General features: G+C 71.5%; 3 protein-coding genes. 2 read left to right on the top strand and 1 reads right to left on the bottom strand.

Features of this window, described 5'->3' with window-relative positions:
• Nucleotides 1-137 precede the first annotated feature (137 nt).
• Together DVK44_RS35645 and DVK44_RS35640 are read left to right on the top strand one after the other, a co-directional pair.
• Nucleotides 138-1,763: a flavin monoamine oxidase family protein gene (locus tag DVK44_RS35645; RefSeq protein ID WP_114664711.1), complete on the top strand. Its 1,626-nt coding sequence runs from the start codon at nt 138-140 to the stop codon at nt 1,761-1,763.
• Between the two features lie 12 nt (nt 1,764-1,775).
• Nucleotides 1,776-2,558: a carbon-nitrogen hydrolase family protein gene (locus tag DVK44_RS35640; protein ID WP_114664710.1), complete on the top strand. Its 783-nt coding sequence runs from the start codon at nt 1,776-1,778 to the stop codon at nt 2,556-2,558.
• A gap of 54 nt (nt 2,559-2,612) precedes the next feature.
• Here DVK44_RS35640 and DVK44_RS35635 read toward each other — a convergent pair whose 3' ends face one another.
• Nucleotides 2,613-19,682, bottom strand: a complete 17,070-nt coding sequence (locus DVK44_RS35635; RefSeq protein WP_114664709.1) for a type I polyketide synthase — start codon at nt 19,680-19,682, stop codon at nt 2,613-2,615.
• Between the last annotated feature and the right edge of the window lie 36 nt (nt 19,683-19,718).

Raw genomic sequence — 19,718 nt, 5'->3', positions numbered from 1 at the left:
GCAGAGCCCCGTACGGCTCGGGTAGCTTCACGTCCGCGGGTTAAGATCTTTTCGTCTCTTCCGAAGTGAACCGGCGGCCGATGACGCACCTGGCAAGTGTCCAGCCCCGTGCCGGTGTTTCCGCACCGGCACGGACCATGCTCGGACCGGACTTTCCGTTCTCCTACGACCGCTGGCTACGGCATCCGGCCGGACTGGGAGTCCTCCCCGACGACCGGCACGGACACGAGGTCGCCGTGGTCGGAGCGGGGATCGCCGGGATCACCGCGGCGTACGAGCTGATGCGGCTCGGTCTGCGTCCCGTGGTGTACGAGGCCGCCGCGATCGGCGGACGGATGCGCTCGGAGCCGTTCCCGGGGTACGCGGACCACCACGCGGAGATGGGCGCCATGCGCTTTCCCCGGTCGGCGGCGTCGCTCGCCCACTACATCGGCCTGGTGGGGCTGCGGACCCGGCCGTTTCCCAACCCGCTGGCCGCGGCCACCCCGTCCACCGTCGTCGATCTCGGCGGGATCAGCCACCGGGCCCGCACCATGAGCGATCTGCCTCCGGTGTTCCAGGAGGTGGAGGACGCCTGGAACAAGACACTGCTGGAACGCGCCGAGCTGTCGGTGATGGACGACGCCCTGCGCCGCCGTGAGGTGGAGACGGTGAAGGCGGTGTGGAACCGGCTGGTCCCCGCACTGGACGACCAGTCGTTCTACGGCTTCCTGGCGACTTCACCGTTCTTCTCCTCGTTCCGGCACCGGGAGATCTTCGGGCAGGTCGGCTTCGGCACCGGCGGGTGGGACACCGATTTCCCCAACTCGGTGCTCGATGTCCTGCGGCTGATATACACCGGCGCGAACGACGACCAGGAGCAGATCGTCGGCGGCTGCCGGCAGCTCCCGGAGCGGCTCTGGACCCACCCGCCCGCCGACCCGGCACACTGGCCGCACGGCACGTCGCTCGCCGCGCTCCACAAGGGCGGCCCCCGGCCCGCCGTGACCGCCCTGGCCCGGACGGCAGAAGGCTTCCTAGTCCAGGACGCGGAGGGCCGGGAGCGCCCGTATCCGGCGGTGGTCTTCACCGCTCCGCACCGGATACTGGTCACCAAGGTCGCGGGCGCGCGACGGCTGTTCTCGGCGGCGGACTGGACGGCGCTGGAGCGGACCCACTACATGTGCGCGTCCAAGCTATGGGTGCTGGTCGACCGGCCCTTCTGGTACGACCGGAGCCCTGACACGGGCCGGCCGCTGATGGGGATGACACTCACCGACCGGGCGCCGCGCAGTGTCTATCTGCTCGACGACGGACCGGACCGGCCGGCCGCGATGTGCCTCTCCTACACCTGGAACGACGACTCGCTCAAGTTCTCCGCGCTGGACCCCGGGGAGCGGCTGGAGATCGCACTGAGCACGCTCGCGGACATCTATCCCGGTGTGGACATACGGTCACACATCGTCAGCGGGCCCGTCTCGGTGAGCTGGGAGAACGAACCGCACTTCATGGGAGCGTTCAAGGCGAACCTGCCCGGCCACTACCGTTATCAGCGCAGGCTGTTCACCCATTTCATGCAGGACGGCACCCCGCCCGGGCGGCGAGGTCTCTTCCTCGCCGGGGACGATGTGTCGTGGACCGGTGGTTTCGCCGAAGGGGCGGTGACCACCGCGCTCAACGCCGTCTGGGGCACCGTGCGGCACCTCGGCGGCACCACCCGCCCCGAGAACCCCGGCCCGGGCGATCTGTTCGACCGGCTGGCACCGGTCGATCTGCCCGGGTGATATAACGCCCGAATGAAGATCGCCTGCTGGCAAGCCGCGAGCCCCGTGTCCGACGACAACCCGGACACGATGCTGGCGCGGCTGTCCGACCACGCCCGGCGCGCCGGGGAGCAGGGCGCCGAACTGCTGGTGACACCGGAGCTGTTCGCGACCGGATACCCGCTGAGCGGACGGCAGGAGGACATCGGCGGGATCGGCCGTTCCTTCGGCGGGCGGGTCGAGGAGATCGCCGCGCGGACGGGGGTCGCGATCGTGTACGGCTGGCCGGAGACCTCCGGTGACGCGCTCCACAACTCGGCCGATCTGGTGACGCCCACCGGCGGAACACGGGCCACGTACCGCAAGACACACCTTTACGGCCAGGAGCGGGCGGGATTCACACCGGGTGAGATCCCGGTCGTCCAGACGGAGGTCGGCGGGATCACCGTCGGCCTCGCGATCTGCTACGACGTGGAGTTCCCCGAGGTGGTCCGGCGGCACGCCCTCGCGGGCACCGAACTGCTCGCCGTCCCCACGGCCCTGCTGCGGCCCTGGACGTTCGTGGCGGAGACCCTGGTGCCGGCCCGCGCCTTCGAGAGCCAGCTGTTCATCGCCTACGCGAACTGGGCGGGCGTCCACCGGGGCCTGCGGTACGCCGGTCTGTCCCGGGTGGCCGACCCGTACGGCCGGGTGCGGACGGCCGGTCCCGACGACGAGGAACTCCTCGTCACCGAGATCCGGCTCGACACCCTCACCCGGGCCCGCGCCACCACCCGCTATCTGCACGACCGGCGGCCCGAGCTGTACGCGAGGTAGCCCTCCTGTTCCCCGGGCGGTGTGACTCGCCGCCCGGGGAACAGGAGGAGGCGGTCAGGGCCGCTGTCCCTCGATCTCGGTGAGCCAGGTGTCCACGGCCTGCGCGACAAGCGGGGCGTGCTCGCTCTCCAGGATGGAGAAGTGGTCGCCCGGGACATCGACGACGGCGGACATCGAGGCGAGATTGGTCTGCCAGGCCACGCCTTCCTCCTCCTGGACGATCGGCTCCGTGGCCCGTACGAGCAGGGCGGGAGCGGCGAGACCGCCCGGCTCCCAGTCCATGAGCAGCCGTGTGCAGATCCAGACGAAGGCCGTGATCTTCTCGAACCCGATGTTGTCGGTGTTGATGCCGTTGAACGACCGCCCGGCCAGGTCGTTGTCCCACTTGTTGATGACCTTGTCGTTCATCCGGTACGAGTCGAGCAGCGCGACCCCGGCCGGGGCGACCCCGCGCCGTTCCAGCTCCTTCGCCAGCTCGTAGGCGACCACACCGCCGGACGAGGAGCCCGCCAGGGAGAAGGTCTCGTCGCCGACGTAGTCGATGATCGCGGTCGCCATGACGTCCATCAGCACCTCGGTGGTCGCGGGCAGGTCCTCCCCCTCGTCGAACCCGGGCGCCATCAGGGCCGAGACCCTGCGTGTGCCCCCGAACTCGGCGGCGAACCGCAGATACACGTCCGGACCCGTCAGGGGCAGCGGCACCGGCGGGCAGACGCAGATGAGATGCGGGCCGGTGTCTCCGGGCGAGATCCGGACCACCGCGGGCCGCTTCGCGAGCTGGTCGGGGGTCTCGAACCGGGGCCGCAGCACCGCCGCGCTCATCGCGAAGTCGTGCGCCTCCGACACCCGGCGCTCCGCGACCGCGCGCATGTACAGCCGCCCCATGATGTCCTGTTGGGGCGCCTGCGGCGACTCCCCGGCCGCCGCCTCCTGCCCGGCCGCTGTCCCCGCCCCCGGGGAGGTGGCGGCCACGGACCGCGCGAGTACGGTCCCGAGGTAGCCGGCGAGTTCCTCGACCGTCGGATGGTCGAACACCAGGGTGACCGGCATCCGCAGCCCGGTCGCGGCGGCAAGCCGGTTCCGCAGTTCCAGCGCGGTCAGCGAGTCGAAGCCCAGCTCGCGGAATGCCTGGCGGCTGTCGATGTGGTCGGCGGAGGAGTGTCCCAGTGTGGCGGCGACATGCGCGCGGACCAGATCCCGGAGCAGCCCGGGCCGCTCCTCGGCCGGGGCCGCCGCCCATCGCGGCGCGAAGCCGCCGTCGCCGTCCCCGCCGTCCCGCGCGACAGGGCGTACGGCCGCGCCGCCGAGGGAGCGCAGCATGGCCGGGAGGTCACCCGGGCCGCGCAGCGCGGCCAGATCGAGCCGGGTCGGCGCGAGAACCGCCTCGTCCGTGCGCAGGGCCCGGTCGAACAGGGACAGGCCCTGCTCCACCGACAGCGGAGGCAGCCCCGAACGGGCCAGCCTGCGCAGGTCTGCTTCGCTCAGGGTGCCGGTGAGGCCGACCTCCGTCGTCCAGGTGCCCCACGCCAGTGACACACCGGGCAGCCCCGCCTGCCGGCGCCACTGCGCCAGGGTGTCCACGAAGACATTGCCCGCCGCGTAGTTGCCCTGTCCCGGACCGCCGAGCAGCCCGGCCACGGAGGAGAAGACCACGAACATCGACAGGTGCCGGTCCCGGGTCAGTTCGTGCAGATGCCAGGCCGCGTCCACCTTCGGGGCCAGCACCCGGTCCAGCCGCTCCGGGGTGAGCGAGCCGATCACCCCGTCGTCGAGCACACCTGCGGTGTGCACGACCCCGGACACCGGATGCTCCGCCAGCAGCGCGGACAGGGCGTCCCGGTCGGACACATCACAGGCCCTCACCTCCACCCGCGCGCCGAGCCCGGTCAGCTCCTCGACCAACTCCGCCGCGCCTGCGGCCCGTTCACCGCTCCGGCTGGCCAGCAGCAGCTGCCGTACCCCGTGGGCGCGCACCAAATGGCGCGCCAGCAGACCGCCCAGGCCGCCGGTACCACCGGTGACCAGGACCGTACCGTCACTCACTGCGGGAGCGGCGGGAGCGGCGGGAGCGGACGCGTCCGTCGGTGGTGTGCGGCGCTCCAGGCGCGGTGTGAGCACCACCGCACCACGGATCGCGGCCTGCGGTTCGCCGGTCGCGAGCACACCGTCCAGCAGGGCGAGGTCCAGGGAAGCGGACGCGTCGAGGTCGATCAGGGTGATCCGGTCCGGATTCTCCGTCTGCGCCGAGCGGATCAGCCCCCACACCGCCGCGCCGGGCAGATCGGTCACCGGGTCGGCGGCGCCGGTGGTCACCGCCGACCGGGTGAGCACGATCAGCCTCGTACGCTCGTACCGCTGGTCGCCGAGCCAGCGCTGCACCTGCTCCAGCACCCAGGCGGTGACCTGGTGCGTCAGCGGTACGACGGCCCCTTCGGGGTGGTGCGGCACGGCCAGCGCCAGACACCCCGGGACCGGGGTCCCAGCCTCGACGGCGGAGGTCAGGGCGGCCACGTCCGCGTGGTCCGCGCCCTCACCCACAACGGCCCAGCCCTCGGTCGCGACGGTCAGCGCAGACACACCCAGGTCCGTCCAACGGGGCGCGAGCAGCACCGTGTCCTCGGGTACGGCGGCGAAGTCCCCGTCCGGCAGCGGCCGGGCCAGGAGCGATCCGATCGACAGCACCGGCGCACCGGTGGCGTCGGCCACCGCGACGGAGACCTCGTCCGCGCCGGTACGGGTCAGGCACACCCGCACCCGGGTCGCGCCCGAGGCCCGCAGCACCACATCGGTGAACATGAACGGCAGCATGGGGACGTCTGCCGTGTCTGTTGTGTCCGCCGGGTCTGTCGTGCCCAGTCCGGCGAAGGCCGCCGCGTGCAGCACCGCGTCCAGAAGCGCCGGATGGATCCCGTAGAGGGCTGCCCGGGACCGCTCGGACCGGGGCAGCTCCACCTCGGCCCAGACCCGCTCATCCAGAGTCCAGGCCCTGGTCAGCCCCTGGAACACCGGTCCGTACACGATGTCGGAGGCGTCCTCGGAGTCCGGGCCGGTGGGGTACACACCTGAGACATCGATATCCGGCGCTCCGGCCGGGGGCCATGGCGTGCCGAATCCGTCGGGCGCGTCACCGGTGGGTGTCGCACGGGTCAGTACGCCCGTCGCGTGCCGGGTCCAGATCTCGGAGCCGTCAGGGCGGGCGTGGATGGCGACCGCCCACTTCCGGGCCGGCTGCCCTTGCTCATACCCCGGCTCATACCCCGGCTCGCTCCCCTGCTCCTTCCCTTGCTCGGTGAGGAGTATCTGGATGCGGCAGTCACCCTGTGCCGGGATGACCAGCGGTGCTTCCAGCACGAGTTCACCGACCTGGCCGCAGCCCACGGCGTCACCGGCGCGGACCGCCAGCTCGACAAACCCGGTGCCGGGGAACACCGCCAGGCCCCGCACCATGTGGTCCGCGAGCCAGGGGTGCGTGCGCAGCGAGATCCGGCCGGTGAACAGGACCCCACCGGAGCCGGGCACCGCCACCATCGCTCCCAGCAGCGGGTGTTCGGCCGGGGCGAGACCGGCTCCCGTCACATCTCCGACTGAGTTCAGAACGTCGGGCCAGTACCGCTGGTGCTGGAACGCGTATGTGGGCAGCTCGACCCGGCGGGCGCCGAGCCCGGAGAAGAGCCGCTCCCAGGCAACGGGCACGCCCTGGACGAACAGCTCGGCGAGCGACGCGACCATACGACGCGGACCGCCCTCGCCTCGGCGCAGGGTCCCGACGACAGCGCCTTCGGTGCCGGTCGCGTCCAGGGTCTCCTGGAGCGGGGTGGTGAGTACGGGATGCGGGCTGACCTCGACGAATATGTGCCGGCCGGCCGCGATCAGCGCCCGAGTCGCCTCCTCGAACCGGACCGTGTCGCGCAGGTTACACACCCAGTACGCGGCATCGGCCGAGGTCGTGTCGAGGAGCTTTCCGGTGACGGAGGAGTACACCGGGAGGGATGCCGGTTCCGGATGAACTGCCGCAAGCTCCTCCAGCAGCCGGTCCCGGATCACATCCACCTGAACCGAGTGGGAGGCGTAATCCACTGGAATGATGCGTGCGCGGATGCTGTCCGCCTCGCATCCCGCCACCAGCTCCCGCAGGGCATCGGCATCACCCGAAATCACCACGGACGAGGGGCCGTTCACGGCAGCCAGCGAGAGCCGACCGTCCCACCGCTCGATCAGCTCTGTGGCCCGGTCGGCGGACAGCGACACCGCCGCCATACCCCCGCCACTGCCCGCCAGCGTGTCCGCTATCGCACGGCTCCGCAGAGCGACAACCCGCGCCCCGTCCGACAGCGACAGACCTCCCGCCACGCAGAGAGCAGCGATCTCTCCCTGTGAATGGCCGACCACGGCGGCCGGCTCCACACCGCAGGACCGCCACAGCTTCGCGAGCGACACCATCACCGCCCACAGAACCGGCTGCACCACCTCCACGCGGTCCAGGGCCACTTGATCATCCAGCACATCCGACAGCTTCCAGTCCACGAACGCGCCCAGAGCATCAGCACACTCGGACATCGCCTCGGCGAACACCGGTGACTCGTCAATCAGTTCCCGCGCCATACCGACCCACTGGGCCCCCTGGCCGGGGAAAACGAACACCACACCCGCGTCCGTACTCCCGGCGGTCACGCCCTGGAGCACCTGCGGCGCGGGCTCGCCCGCCGCCAGAGACCGGAGTCCGGACAGCAGCTCCTCACGGTCGGCGCCGGTCACCACGGCGCGGTGGCCGAACAGCGCCCGGGTGGTCACCAACGACCGTCCCACGTCGAGCGGTTCGGCCTCCGGAGCCGCCTCGGACCATGCCAGCAACCGGGCGGCCTGGCCCCGTACAGCCTCCGCCGTCCTGCCCGACAGCAGCCACGGAACGGCTCCACGACCAACCGGACCAGTCGCGCCGGGCGCGGCCTGATGGGCGGGGGCCGGGTCGGGAGCGGGGCTGGGGCTGGGCTCGGGTGCTTCCAGGATGACGTGCGCGTTGGTGCCCGACAGGCCGAAGGACGACACACCGGCCCGGCGCGGATGATCGTTCTCGGGCCAGGGAGTGGCTTCCGTCAGCAGCCGTACGGCGCCCTGCGTCCAGTCGACCTTTGTCGACGGCGCGTCCACGTGCAGCGTGCGCGGCAGCACACCGTACTCCATCGCCTTGACCATCTTGATGACGCCCGCGACACCGGCGGCGGCCTGGGTGTGACCGAGGTTCGACTTCAGCGAACCCAGCCACAACGGCCGTTCCTCCGGGCGCCCTTGGCCGTACGTGGCGAGCAACGCCTGCGCCTCGATCGGGTCGCCCAGCACCGTACCCGTGCCATGCGCCTCCACCACGTCCACCTCGGTACCCGACAGCCCGGCGCCCGCCAGAGCCTGCCGGATCACCCGCTGCTGCGCGGGACCGTTGGGCGCGGTCAGGCCGTTCGAGGCACCGTCCTGGTTCACCGCACTCGACCGTACGACCGCCAGTATCCGACGCCCCTCGCGGAGCGCGTCCGACCGCCGCTGCACGACGAGCATTCCGGACCCCTCGGCCCACCCCGTACCGTCGGCTGCGTCCGCGAACGCCTTGCAGCGGCCGTCGGCGGCGAGTCCGCCCTGCTGGGAGAAGCCGACGAAGGTGTCCGGAGTCGCCATCACGGTCACACCGCCCGCGAGGGCCAACGCGCACTCCCCCGCCCGCAGGGCCTGCGCGGCCAGATGCAGCGCCACCAGCGACGACGAGCACGCCGTGTCCACCGTCACCGCCGGGCCCTGCAACCCCAGCGCGTAGGCGATGCGTCCCGAGACCACGCTCTGCGAACTGCCGGTCATCAGATGCCCGCTGATGTCCTCCGCCGAGCGGCCGGCCACCTCGCTGTATCCGGACTGGAACGCGCCGGCGAAGACCCCGACCGAGCCGCCCGCCAGCTCCTCCGGATCGATCCCGGCGTGTTCCAGCGCCTCCCACGACGTCTCCAGCAGCAAACGCTGCTGGGGATCCATGGCGAGGGCTTCGCGCGGCGGAATGCCGAAGAAGGCCGCGTCGAAATCGCCGACGCCTTCGAGGAATCCGCCCTCGGCGGTGACCGAGGTACCGGCGCCCGTCCCCAGCAGGCCGTCGAGGTCCCAGCCGCGGTCGGCGGGGAAGCCGGACACCGCGTCGCGGCCCTCCTCCACCAGTCCCCACAGTTCCTGGGGGCCGGCCACCCCACCGGGATAGCGGCACGCCATCCCCACGATGACGATCGGGTCGTCGGCCACGGACACCAGCGGCGGCAGCGTTCCCTGACGCGCCGGCGACATCAGCGATGTCTCCGAGGTGTGGTCGTCCCCGAGCAGCGTCGCCAGGTGGCCGGCCAGGGCCGTGACCGTCGGGTAGTCGAACACCAGGCTGGCCGGCAGACCGAGACCGGTCACCGAGACAAGCCGATTGCGCAGCTCCACCGCCGTCAGCGAGTCGAAGCCCTGCTCCTTGAACGCCTGGGTGTTGTCCACGCGGGCGGCGGAGCTGTGCCCCAGCACCGCCGCTACCTGCCCGCCGACCAGATCGAGCAGGTAGCGGGAGCGTTCCGCGGCCGGTGTGGCCGCCCAGCGCCCGGCGAAGCCGTCGGGGGCCCCGCGATCGTTCCCGGCCGCCGGGCGGGCGGCGCCGCGCGCGACGAGTGACCGCATCATCGGCGGAACGCCCCGGTGCCGCAGGGCCGCGGTGTCCAGCCGGGTCAGGGCGACCACGGGAGCATCGGCGCGCCATGCCCGGTCGAACAGCTCCAGCCCCTGTTCCACCGACAGCGGCGGCATCCCCGACTCGCTCATCCGGCGCAGGTCGACGTCCGAGAGCGTGCCGGTCAGGCCCACTTCGGAGGTCCATGCGCCCCACACCAGCGATACGCCGGGGAGACCGAGCTGACGGCGGTGCTGTACGAGTGTGTCCACGAACGCGTTGCCCGCCGCGTAGTTGCCCTGGCCGGGGCCGCCGAGCAGACCGGCGAGGGACGAGAACACGACGAACAGCGACAGGTCGAGGTCACGCTCGCGCGTCAGCTCGTGGAGGTGCCAGGCGGCGTCCGCCTTCGGAGCCAGCACCCGGTCCAGCCGCTCGCCGGTCAGCGAGCCGACGACCCCATCGTCCAGCACACCGGCGGTGTGCACGACGCCCCGCACGGGGTGCGCCGCCGGTACGGCCGACAGTGCGTCGGCGAGAGCCTCGCGATCGGAGACGTCACAGGCCACGACGGTGACCAGCGCGCCGTACTCCCCCAGTTCCCGGATCAGCTCCGGCGCTCCGTCGGCCCGCTCGCCACTGCGGCTGAGCAGCAGCAGGTGCCGGACTCCGTGAGCGCGCGCCAGGTGGCGGGCCACCAGGCTGCCCAGGCCGCCGGTACCGCCGGTGATCACTACCGTGCCGTCCAGCGGCGCACCGGTTTCGTCGGCGGCGCGGTCCGGTGTGCCTTCGGTCGGTGCCTGCCGTACGAGGTGCGGTACGAGCATCGCGCCCTTCCGTACCGCGAGCTGCGGCTCGGCGGTCGCGACGGCGGCGGCCAGCAGCGCGAGATCGAGATCGAGGTCGGTGTGGGCACGGTCGTGGTCGTAAGCGTTGGGGTGGTCGTGGTCGTGGGAGGGCTCCAGGTCGATCAGGGTGATCCGGTCCGGGTTCTCCGACTGCGCGGAGCGGACCAGGCCCGAGACCGCCGCGGCGGGCAGATCGGTCACCGGGTCGCCCTCGCCCGTGCTGACGGCCGCCCGGGTGACGACGACCAGCCTCGTTCCGCCGAACCGCCCGTCACCGAGCCAGTGTTGTATCTGCTCCAGCACCCAGGCGGTGGCCCGGTGCGTCGAATTCACCACCGGACCCTCGGGGCGGTGGCGCACGTCGAGCACGATGTACGGGGGTACGGGGACGGCGCCGCCGTCGATCGCCGTGATCAGGGCGGCCAGATCCGCGTGGCCGTTGCCCCCGTCCGTGCCCGCACCCGTACCCACAACGGCCCAGTCGGCGTATCGGCCGTCACCCTGAGCGTCGGCCGAGGTGTCCCGCGCGCCAACGGCTTCCAGTTCGGTCCACTCGGGCGCGAGTATCACCGTGTCCCCATCCGCCGATACGAGCGCGGTGTCGGGCAGCGGCCTGGTGGACAGCGACCCGATCGACAGCACGGGCGCACCCGTGCTGTCCGCGACCGCCACGGAGAACTCCTCCTCGCCGGTACGGGTCAGGCACACCCGCACCCGGGTGGCGCCGGAGGCCCGCAGCACCACGTCACCGAACAGGAACGGCAGCCGTGCACCCTCCACGGCACCGGCTACAGCCGTACCGGCGGCCGGGCCCGCGGCCGGACCCACGGCCGGACCCACGGCCGGACCCACGGCCGGGCCCGCGAAGACCGCCGCGTGCAGGACCGCGTCCAGCAGGGCCGGGTGCATACCGAACGCCGCCGCCCGGATCCACTGTGCCTCGGGCAGCTCAACCTCGGCCCACACCCTCTCTCCCTCGGTCCACGCTCCCGTAAGACCTTGGAAAACCGGCCCGTAGAGCACATCCGCGCCCGCGCCGTCGGCGTACATCCCGGAGGTGTCAACGGCCGTTGCCCCGGCCGGGGGCCATACGGAGCGGGGGCCGTCAAAGACGTCATCCATGTGTACGCGACCGGTGAGCAGACCGGTGGCATGGCGCTTCCACGCCTCCTGCCCGTCCGGCCGGGCATGGATCGCGACGGCCCAGTGCCCCTGCGCGCGCTCGGTCAGTACGACCTGCACCTGGCAGCCGCCCCGCGCCGGAAGCACCAACGGCGCCTCCAGAATCAGCTCACTCACCCGGCCGCAGCCGACGGCGTCCCCCGCCCGGACCGCCAGCTCGACAAACCCGGTCCCGGGAAACACCACCGTCCCCCGCACCACATGGTCGGCCAGCCACGGATGCGACCGTACCGACACACGTCCCGTGAACAACATCCCACCGGACTCGGGCAGAGCGACCATCGCCCCCAGCAACGGGTGATCGGCCGACGCCAGGCCCGCCCCCACCACATCACCGACCGACGCCGAGGCGTCCGGCCAGTACCGCTCGCGCTGGAACGCGTACGTCGGCAACGCCACCTCGCGCGCCCCGGCCCCGGCGAACACCGCGTCCCACGCGACCGGCACGCCCTCGACGAACAGCCGGGCGACGGCCGTCAGCAGCGCGGCGTCCTCGGGATGGTCAGGCCCGCGCAGCGCGGCGACGGCGGTGACGTCCTCACCACAGGTCTGCGGGACCAGCCCGGCCAGTACCCCGCCCGGTCCGACCTCCACCAGTGTGCGTACGCCCAGCGCCTCCAGCCGGCGCACGCCATCGGAGAAGCGGACCGTCTCCCGGATCTGGCGCACCCAGTAGTCCGGGGTACGGAGCGCCTCCCCGTTGGCGAGTTCGCCGGTCAGCGTCGACACGATCGGGATCCGGGGCCTGTTCCACGACAGGCCCCGCAGCACCCGCTCGAACTCGTCCAGCATGGGATCCATCAGTGGCGAGTGAAACGCGTGCGACACCCGGAGCCGGCTCGTCCGGCGTCCTCGGTTCGCGAACACGCCCTCAATGCACAGGACTTCGTCCTCGTCGCCAGCGATCACCACCGATTCGGGACCGTTGACCGACGCCACCGACACCCGATCGGTCAGCTCACCCGCGACCTCGTCCTCCCCGGCCTCCAGCGCGACCATCGCGCCACCGATCGGCAGCGCCTGCATCAGCCGACCGCGTGCCGCCACCAGACGACACGCATCGGCCAACGACAGCACGCCCGACACATGCGCGGCAGCGATCTCACCGACGGAGTGGCCCAGCAGATAGTCCGGGGTCATCCCCCACGACTCCAGCACCCGGAACAGCGCCACCTCCACCGCGAACAAAGCAGGCTGCGCCCACCCCGTCCCCTCCAGCAACCCTGGATCCTCACCCCACATGACCTCGGTCAGCGGCCGGTCCAGCTGCGGATCCAACTCAGCCAGGACCGCGTCCAGCGCCTCCGCGAACACCGCCGATGACGCGTACAACCGGCTCCCCATACCGAGCCGTTGCGCTCCCTGGCCGCTGAACAGCACGCCCACGGCGGCGGCCGGCCGCACCTGGCCCCGCACCACCTGCGCCGCCGGCTCACCCGTCGCGACGGCCCGCAGGCCCGCCAGCAACGCGTCCCCGTCGGCCCCCGTCACCACTATCCGGTGGTCGAACCGGGAGCGGGTGGTTGCCAACGACCAGCCCACGTCTCTTGCCGCCGGTGCCGGCAGTGCCGCGGATGCCTCCACGACGTCTTCGGGACGGCACCACTCCAGCAAGCGTGCGGCCTGGGCCCGTACCGCTTCGGTGGTCTTCCCCGACAGCACCCATGGGACGACGTCCTGGACCAGTGTGGAAGGCGCGTTGTCCGCTTCGGACGTGGGCTCTTCGGGCGGTGTGACCGGTTCCGGAGCTTCCAGGATGACGTGCGTATTGGTGCCCGACACTCCGAACGACGACACGCCCGCCCGGAACGGCCGGTCGGTCTCGGGCCACGGGACGGGCTCGGTCAGCAGCCGCACCGCTCCCTGCGTCCAGTCGACCTTCGTCGACGGCGCGTCCACGTGCAGTGTCCGCGGCAGCACACCGTGTTCCATCGCCTTGACCATCTTGATGATGCCCGCGACTCCGGCGGCGGCCTGGGTGTGACCAAGGTTGGACTTCAGCGAACCCAGCCACAGGGGCCGGTCCTCCGGACGGTCCTGACCGTACGTGGCCAGCAGAGCCTGCGCCTCGATCGGGTCGCCCAGCACCGTACCCGTACCGTGCCCCTCCACCACATCCACCTCGGCGGACGACAGCCCGGCACCGGCCAACGCCTGCCGGATGACACGCTGTTGTGCCGGACCGTTCGGCGCCGTCAGACCGTTGGACGCGCCGTCCTGGTTGACGGCGCTGGACCGTACGACCGCCAGCACCCGGCGGCCTTCCCGCCGCGCGTCCGACAGGCGCTGGACCACCAGGACCCCGGCGCCCTCGGCCCACCCCGTACCGTCGGCCGCGTCCGCGAACGCCTTGCACCGGCCGTTGTGTGCCAGCCCGCCCTGGAGGGAGAAGCCGATGAACGCGTCGGGGGTGGCCATCACGGTGACTCCGCCGACCAGCGCGGTCGAGCACTCGCCCGTACGCAGCGCCTGCGCGGCCCAGTGCAGCGCCACCAGCGACGACGAACACGCCGTGTCCACCGTCACCGCCGGACCGTGCAGCCCCAGCGTGTACGCCACCCGGCCCGACAGCACGCTGAGCGAGGTTCCGGTGACCAGCTGGCCGGCCAGTTCCGCGCCGGACCGGCCCGCCACCTCGGCGTAGTTCGACACCATCGCGCCCATGAACACACCGGTGGAGCTGCCGACGAGCGTCCCCGGCTCGATGCCCGCGTGTTCCAGCGCCTCCCACGAGGTCTCCAGCACCAACCGCTGCTGAGGATCGGTCGCCACCGCCTCACGCGGCGAGATCCCGAAGAAGGCCGCGTCGAACTCGGCCGCCGTGTCGACGAATCCGCCCTCGGTGGTGACCGACGTACCCGAACCGGGGCCGTCCGGGCCGAACAGCCCGTCCATGTCCCAGCCCCGGTCCGTGGGGAACTCCGACACGGCGTCCCGGCCCTCGCTCACCAGGCTCCACAGCTCGTCCGGGTTCGAGACACCACCGGGCAGCCGGCAGGCCATGCCGACGATCACGATGGGGTCGTCCGTCACCGATACGACCGGTGGCGGAGTCCTGCCCTGAACGCTGCCGCCGTAGCCGTCGCCGTCGCCGTCGAGAAGGCTCGCGACGTACTCCGCCACTCCCGCGATCGTGGGGTAGTCGAAGACCAGGGTGGCGGGCAGAGCGAGTCCGGTCACCGTGGCGAGCCGGTTGCGCAGGTCCAGCGCGGTCAGCGAGTCGAAGCCCAGCTCCTTGAGCTGGCGTCCCGTATCGATCCGGGTGGCGTCGGTGTGTCCGAGGACCGCGGCGGCGTGGCCATGGACCAGCTCCACGAGGAACCGTGCGCGGTCCTCGGCCGGGATCATGCTCCAGCGGCGGGCGAAGCTGTCCGGATCATGACGCTCGTCCCCGGCGGCCGGCCGTACGACACCGCCCCTCACCAGGGACTTCATCAGGGGCGGAATACCACCCTGCGCACGCAGGGCCGCCAGATCCAGCCGGGCCAGGCCCATGACGGGTTCACCGGCCGACAGCGCCCGGTCAAAGAGAGCGAGTCCCTGATCGGCCGACAACGGGGACAGTCCCCTGCCGTGCAGCCGGCGCAGATCGGCTTCGGAGAGCGTCCCGGTCAGTCCGATCTCCGACGTCCAGGCACCCCAGGCCAGTGACACTCCGGGCAGCCCCGCCTGCCGGCGCCATCGCACCACGGTGTCCGCGAAGACATTGCCCGCCGCGTAGTTCCCCTGCCCGGGACCGCCGAGCATTCCGGACAGGGACGAGAAGACGGCGAAGAGCGAGAGGTCGAGGTCCTGGGTCAGTTCGTGCAGATACCAGCTCGCGTCCACCTTCGGCGCGAGAACGTGATCGACGCGCTCCGGAGTGAGCGAGGAGATGACCCCGTCGTCCACCACACCGGCCGTATGGACGATGCCGGAGACCGGATGATCGGCGAGAACGCGGGCGAGCGCGTCCCGGTCCGACACATCGCAGGCCACCACCACGGCCTTCGCCCCCAACCCGGCCAGCTCCCCGACCAGTTCGGCGGCTCCCTCGGCCCGCTCGCCCCGACGGCTGACCAGCACCAGATCCCGGACACCATACGTACGCACCAGATGGCGCGCCACCAGACCGCCGAGGCCGCCCGTACCACCGGTGATGAGTACCGGGCCGCGCACCGGGGCGAGTTCGGCGGATCGGGAGGTCTTGCGGATGAGACGCGGAACACGCAGGGACGTCCCCCGGATCGCGCAGCACGGCTCGTCCGTCGCCACCGCGCTTGCGAGTACGGCGAGTTCGGGATCGGAGTCCACATCGACGAGGGTGATGCGGTCCGGGTTCTCCGACTGCGCCGAGCGGATGAGGCCCCAGACCGCGGAGGCGGGCAGATCGGTCACCGGGTCGTCCTCGCCGGTGCTCAGGGCCCTCCGGGTGACCACGACCAGCCGTGTCCCCGCGTACCGCTCTTCTCCGAGCCAGCGCTGTACTTGCTCCAGGACCCATCCGGTGACCCGGTGGGTCGACGCCACCACCGGCTCCTCCGGCCGGTGCGGCACGGTGAGCACCAGGCGACGCGGTACGGCAGCGCCGGCTTCGACCGCCGTGCTCACAGCGGCCAGATCGGGGTAGTCCGCCCCCGTGCCCACCACGGCCCAGCCATCGGTCCCCACGGCCGGCCCGGCGCCGGTACCGGTACCGCTACCGAGGTCCGTCCATCGCGTCAGGAGCAGGGATCCGTCCTGCGAACCGGTGCCGAGATCGCCCTCCGGCAGCGCGCGGGTAGTCAGCGACCGGATCAACAGCACGGGGGCGCCCGTGGCGTCCGCCACCGCGATGCTCAGCTCGTCGGCTCCGGTACGGGTCACACAGGCGCGCACACGGGTCGCGCCGGAAGCCCGGAGGGCGACACCGGTGAGGAGGAACGGCAGGGACGCGGTCGGCGCGGACTCCGGGGCGCCGAGCATGGCGGCGTGCAACACCGCGTCCAGCAGGGCCGGATGGAGGCCGTAGGCAGCCGCCGCGCCCCGCTGTGCCTCGGGCAGCTCGACCTCGGCCCACACCCTGTTCCCCTCGGCCCATGCCCGGGTCAGTCCCTGGAACATCGGCCCGTACACGACCTCGCTGTCGGCGGAGGGCATGTACAGTCCCGAGGTGTCGACCGCCGTCGCCCCACGCGGCGGCCAGGACGCGGTGGCGAACTCCGCGAAGTCATCGCCGTCGTCCCCACGGTCCTGACCGGTCGGCACGGCCGTGGTCAGGACGCCGGTGGCGTGTCGCGTCCATGTCTCGTCGCCATCGGGACGGGCATGGATCGCGATCGCCCAACGGCCCTGCTCCTGAACGGTGTTCTGCTGCTCGCGCTCGGTGAGTACGACCTGCACCTGACAGCCGCCCCGCGCCGGAAGCACCAACGGCGCCTCCAGCACCAGTTCATCGACCTGGCCACAGCCCACGGCGTCCCCCGCCCGGACCGCCAGCTCGACAAACCCGGTCCCGGGAAACACCACCGTCCCCCGCACCACATGGTCGGCCAACCAGGGATGTGTCCCCAGCGACACACGTCCGGTGAACAACATTCCACCGGACTCGGGCAGAGCGACCATCGCCCCCAGCAACGGATGATCGGCCGACGCGAGCCCCGCCCCCACCACATCACCGACGGACACAGGGGCGCTGGGCCAGTACCGCTCGCGCTGGAACGCGTACGTGGGCAGTTCGACCCGCCGGGCGCCGAGCCCGGCGAAGAGCCGCTCCCAGACGACCGGCACACCCTGGACAAACAGCTCAGCAAGCGACGCCACCATACGACGCGAGCCACCCTCGCCTCGGCGCAGAGTCCCGACGGCAACGCCTTCGGCACCGGTGGCGTCCAGGGTCTCCTGGAGCGGCGTGGTGAGTACGGGATGCGGGCTGACCTCGACAAACGTGTGCCGGCCAGCCGCGATCAGCGCCTGGGTCGCCTCCTCGAACCGTACGGTCTCGCGCAGGTTGCGCACCCAGTACGCGGCATCGGCCGAGGCCGTGTCGAGGAGCTTTCCAGTGACGGAGGAGTACACCGGGAGGGATGCCGGTTCCGGATGAACTGCCGCAAGCTCCTCCAGCAGCCGGTCCCGGATCACATCCACCTGAACCGAGTGGGAGGCGTAATCCACTGGAATGACGCGTGCACGAACACTGTCCGCCTCGCATCCGACTACCAGCTCCCGCAGGGCATCGGCATCACCCGAAATCACCACGGACGACGGGCCGTTCACCGCCGCCAGAGACAGCCGACCGTCCCACCGCTCGATCAGGGATGTGGCCCGCTCGGCGGACAGCGACACCGCCGCCATACCACCACCACTACCCGCCAAGGTGTCCGCTATCGCGCGGCTCCGCAGAGCGACGACCCGCGCCCCGTCCGACAGTGACAGACCGCCCGCCACACAGAGAGCCGCGATCTCTCCCTGCGAATGGCCGACCACGGCGGCCGGCTCCACACCGCACGACCGCCACAGCTTCGCGAGCGACACCATCACCGCCCACAGAACCGGCTGTACCACCTCCACCCGGTCCAGAGCGGATTCATCATCCAGCACATCCGACAGCTTCCAGTCCACGAACGGGCCAAGAGCCTCCGCGCACTCCGTCATCCCCGCCGCGAAGACCTCCGAAGTCCCCCACAATTCCTTGGCCATGCCCACCCACTGCGCGCCCTGGCCAGGGAACACGAACACCACACCCGAGCCCGCCCGAGCGGATGCCCGCCCCTGCGACACCCCTGACGCGGGCTCATCCGCCACCGCAGCGCGCAGCCCCGCCAACAGCTCGTCGCGGTCGCCGCCGGTCACCACCAGGCGGTGATCGAAGAGAGCCCGGGTCGTCACCAACGACCGCCCCACGGAGGCCGGTTCCAGCTCGGGATCGGCTTCGACCCGGTCCAGCAGCCGGGCCGCCTGGCCACGTACCGCCTCAGCCGTTCGCCCCGACAGCGCCCATGGCACCGCGCCTCGCAGCACCGGCGCCGCCGGTATGGAGTCCGGTGCGGTCTGGGGCTGGATGCCGGGCTCGTTCTCGTTCTCATTCTCGTTCTCGGCAACGGCCTCAAGAATGACGTGCGCGTTCGTCCCCGACACCCCGAAGGACGACACCCCCGCCCGGCGAGGACGGCCGTTCTCCGTCCATCGTGTGGTCTCGGTCAGCAGCCGGACATCCCCCTGGGACCAGTCCACCTTCGAGGACGGCGCGTCCACATGCAGCGTCCGCGGCAGCACACCGTGCCGCATCGCCATGACCATCTTGATCACACCCGCCACACCGGCGGCGGCCTGAGTGTGACCGATGTTCGACTTCAACGACCCCAGCCACAAAGGCCGTTCCTCCGAACGGTCCTGACCGTACGTCGCGAGCAGCGCCTGCGCCTCGATCGGGTCACCGAGCACCGTACCCGTACCGTGCCCCTCCACCACATCCACATCCGCGGCGGACAGCCCCGCACCCGCCAGCGCCTGCCGGATCACCCGCTGCTGCGCCGGGCCATTGGGCGCGGTCAGACCGTTGGACGCACCGTCCTGGTTCACCGCACTCGACCGTACGACCGCCAGTACCCGGCGGCCTTCCCGCCGCGCGTCCGACAGCCGCTGCACCACCAGCATTCCGGCGCCCTCGGCCCATCCGGCGCCGTCGGCACCGTCCGCGAACGCCTTGCACCGGCCGTCCGCCGCCATACCGCCCTGTGCCGAGAAGCCGACAAAGGTGCCGGGGGTGGCCATCACCGTGACACCGCCGACCAGCGCCATGGGGCACTCCCCCGACCGCAGCGCCTGTCCGGCCAGATGCAGCGCCACGAGCGACGACGAACACGCGGTGTCGACGGTCAGCGCCGGCCCCTGAAGGCCCAGTACGTACGCCACCCGGCCCGACGCCACACTCTGCGAACCCCCGGTGATCAGATGGCCGGCCATGTCCTCGCCGGACTGGCCAGCGACCTCGGTGTACCCCGACGGAAACGTGCCGACGAAGACCCCTGCCGGTGTGTCCGCCAGGGAGAGCGGGTCGATGCCGGCGTGTTCCAGCGCCTCCCACGACATTTCGAGCAGCAACCGCTGCTGCGGATCGGTCGCCACCGCCTCACGCGGCGAAATTCCGAAGAATCCCGCGTCGAACGCACCAATGTCCTTCAGGAAGCCGCCTTCCCCGGTGACGGACGCGCCGGAGCCGGCCAGTTCGTCCAGATCCCAGCCGCGGTCGGTGGGGAAGCCGGACACCGCGTCCCGGCCGTTCGCCACCAGATCCCACAGCTCGTCGGGGTTCGCCACGTCACCGGGGAAACGGCAGGCCATGCCGACGATCGCGATCGGCTCGGTCTGCCGGTCCTCGACCTCCCGCAGCCGTCGTTGCACCTCGCGGGAGTCCGCGATCGCCCGCTTGAGGTAGGAACGAAGCTGCTCTTCGTTGGACATTGGTTGTCTGCTCCTTGAGGATTTCGCGCTGAACGG

Origin of the sequence: Streptomyces paludis (assembly GCF_003344965.1) — a bacterium.
Lineage (GTDB): Bacteria > Actinomycetota > Actinomycetes > Streptomycetales > Streptomycetaceae > Streptomyces > Streptomyces paludis.
Note: the sequence above shows the minus strand (reverse complement) of the source record. Positions and strands in the feature narration are given on the sequence as shown.

Coding starts and splice junctions, on each gene's coding strand:
- DVK44_RS35645 (WP_114664711.1), top strand. CDS start 138: ATGCTCGGACCGGACTTTCCGTTCTCCTACGACCGCTGGCTACGGCAT.
- DVK44_RS35640 (WP_114664710.1), top strand. CDS start 1,776: ATGAAGATCGCCTGCTGGCAAGCCGCGAGCCCCGTGTCCGACGACAAC.
- DVK44_RS35635 (WP_114664709.1), bottom strand. CDS start 19,682: ATGTCCAACGAAGAGCAGCTTCGTTCCTACCTCAAGCGGGCGATCGCG.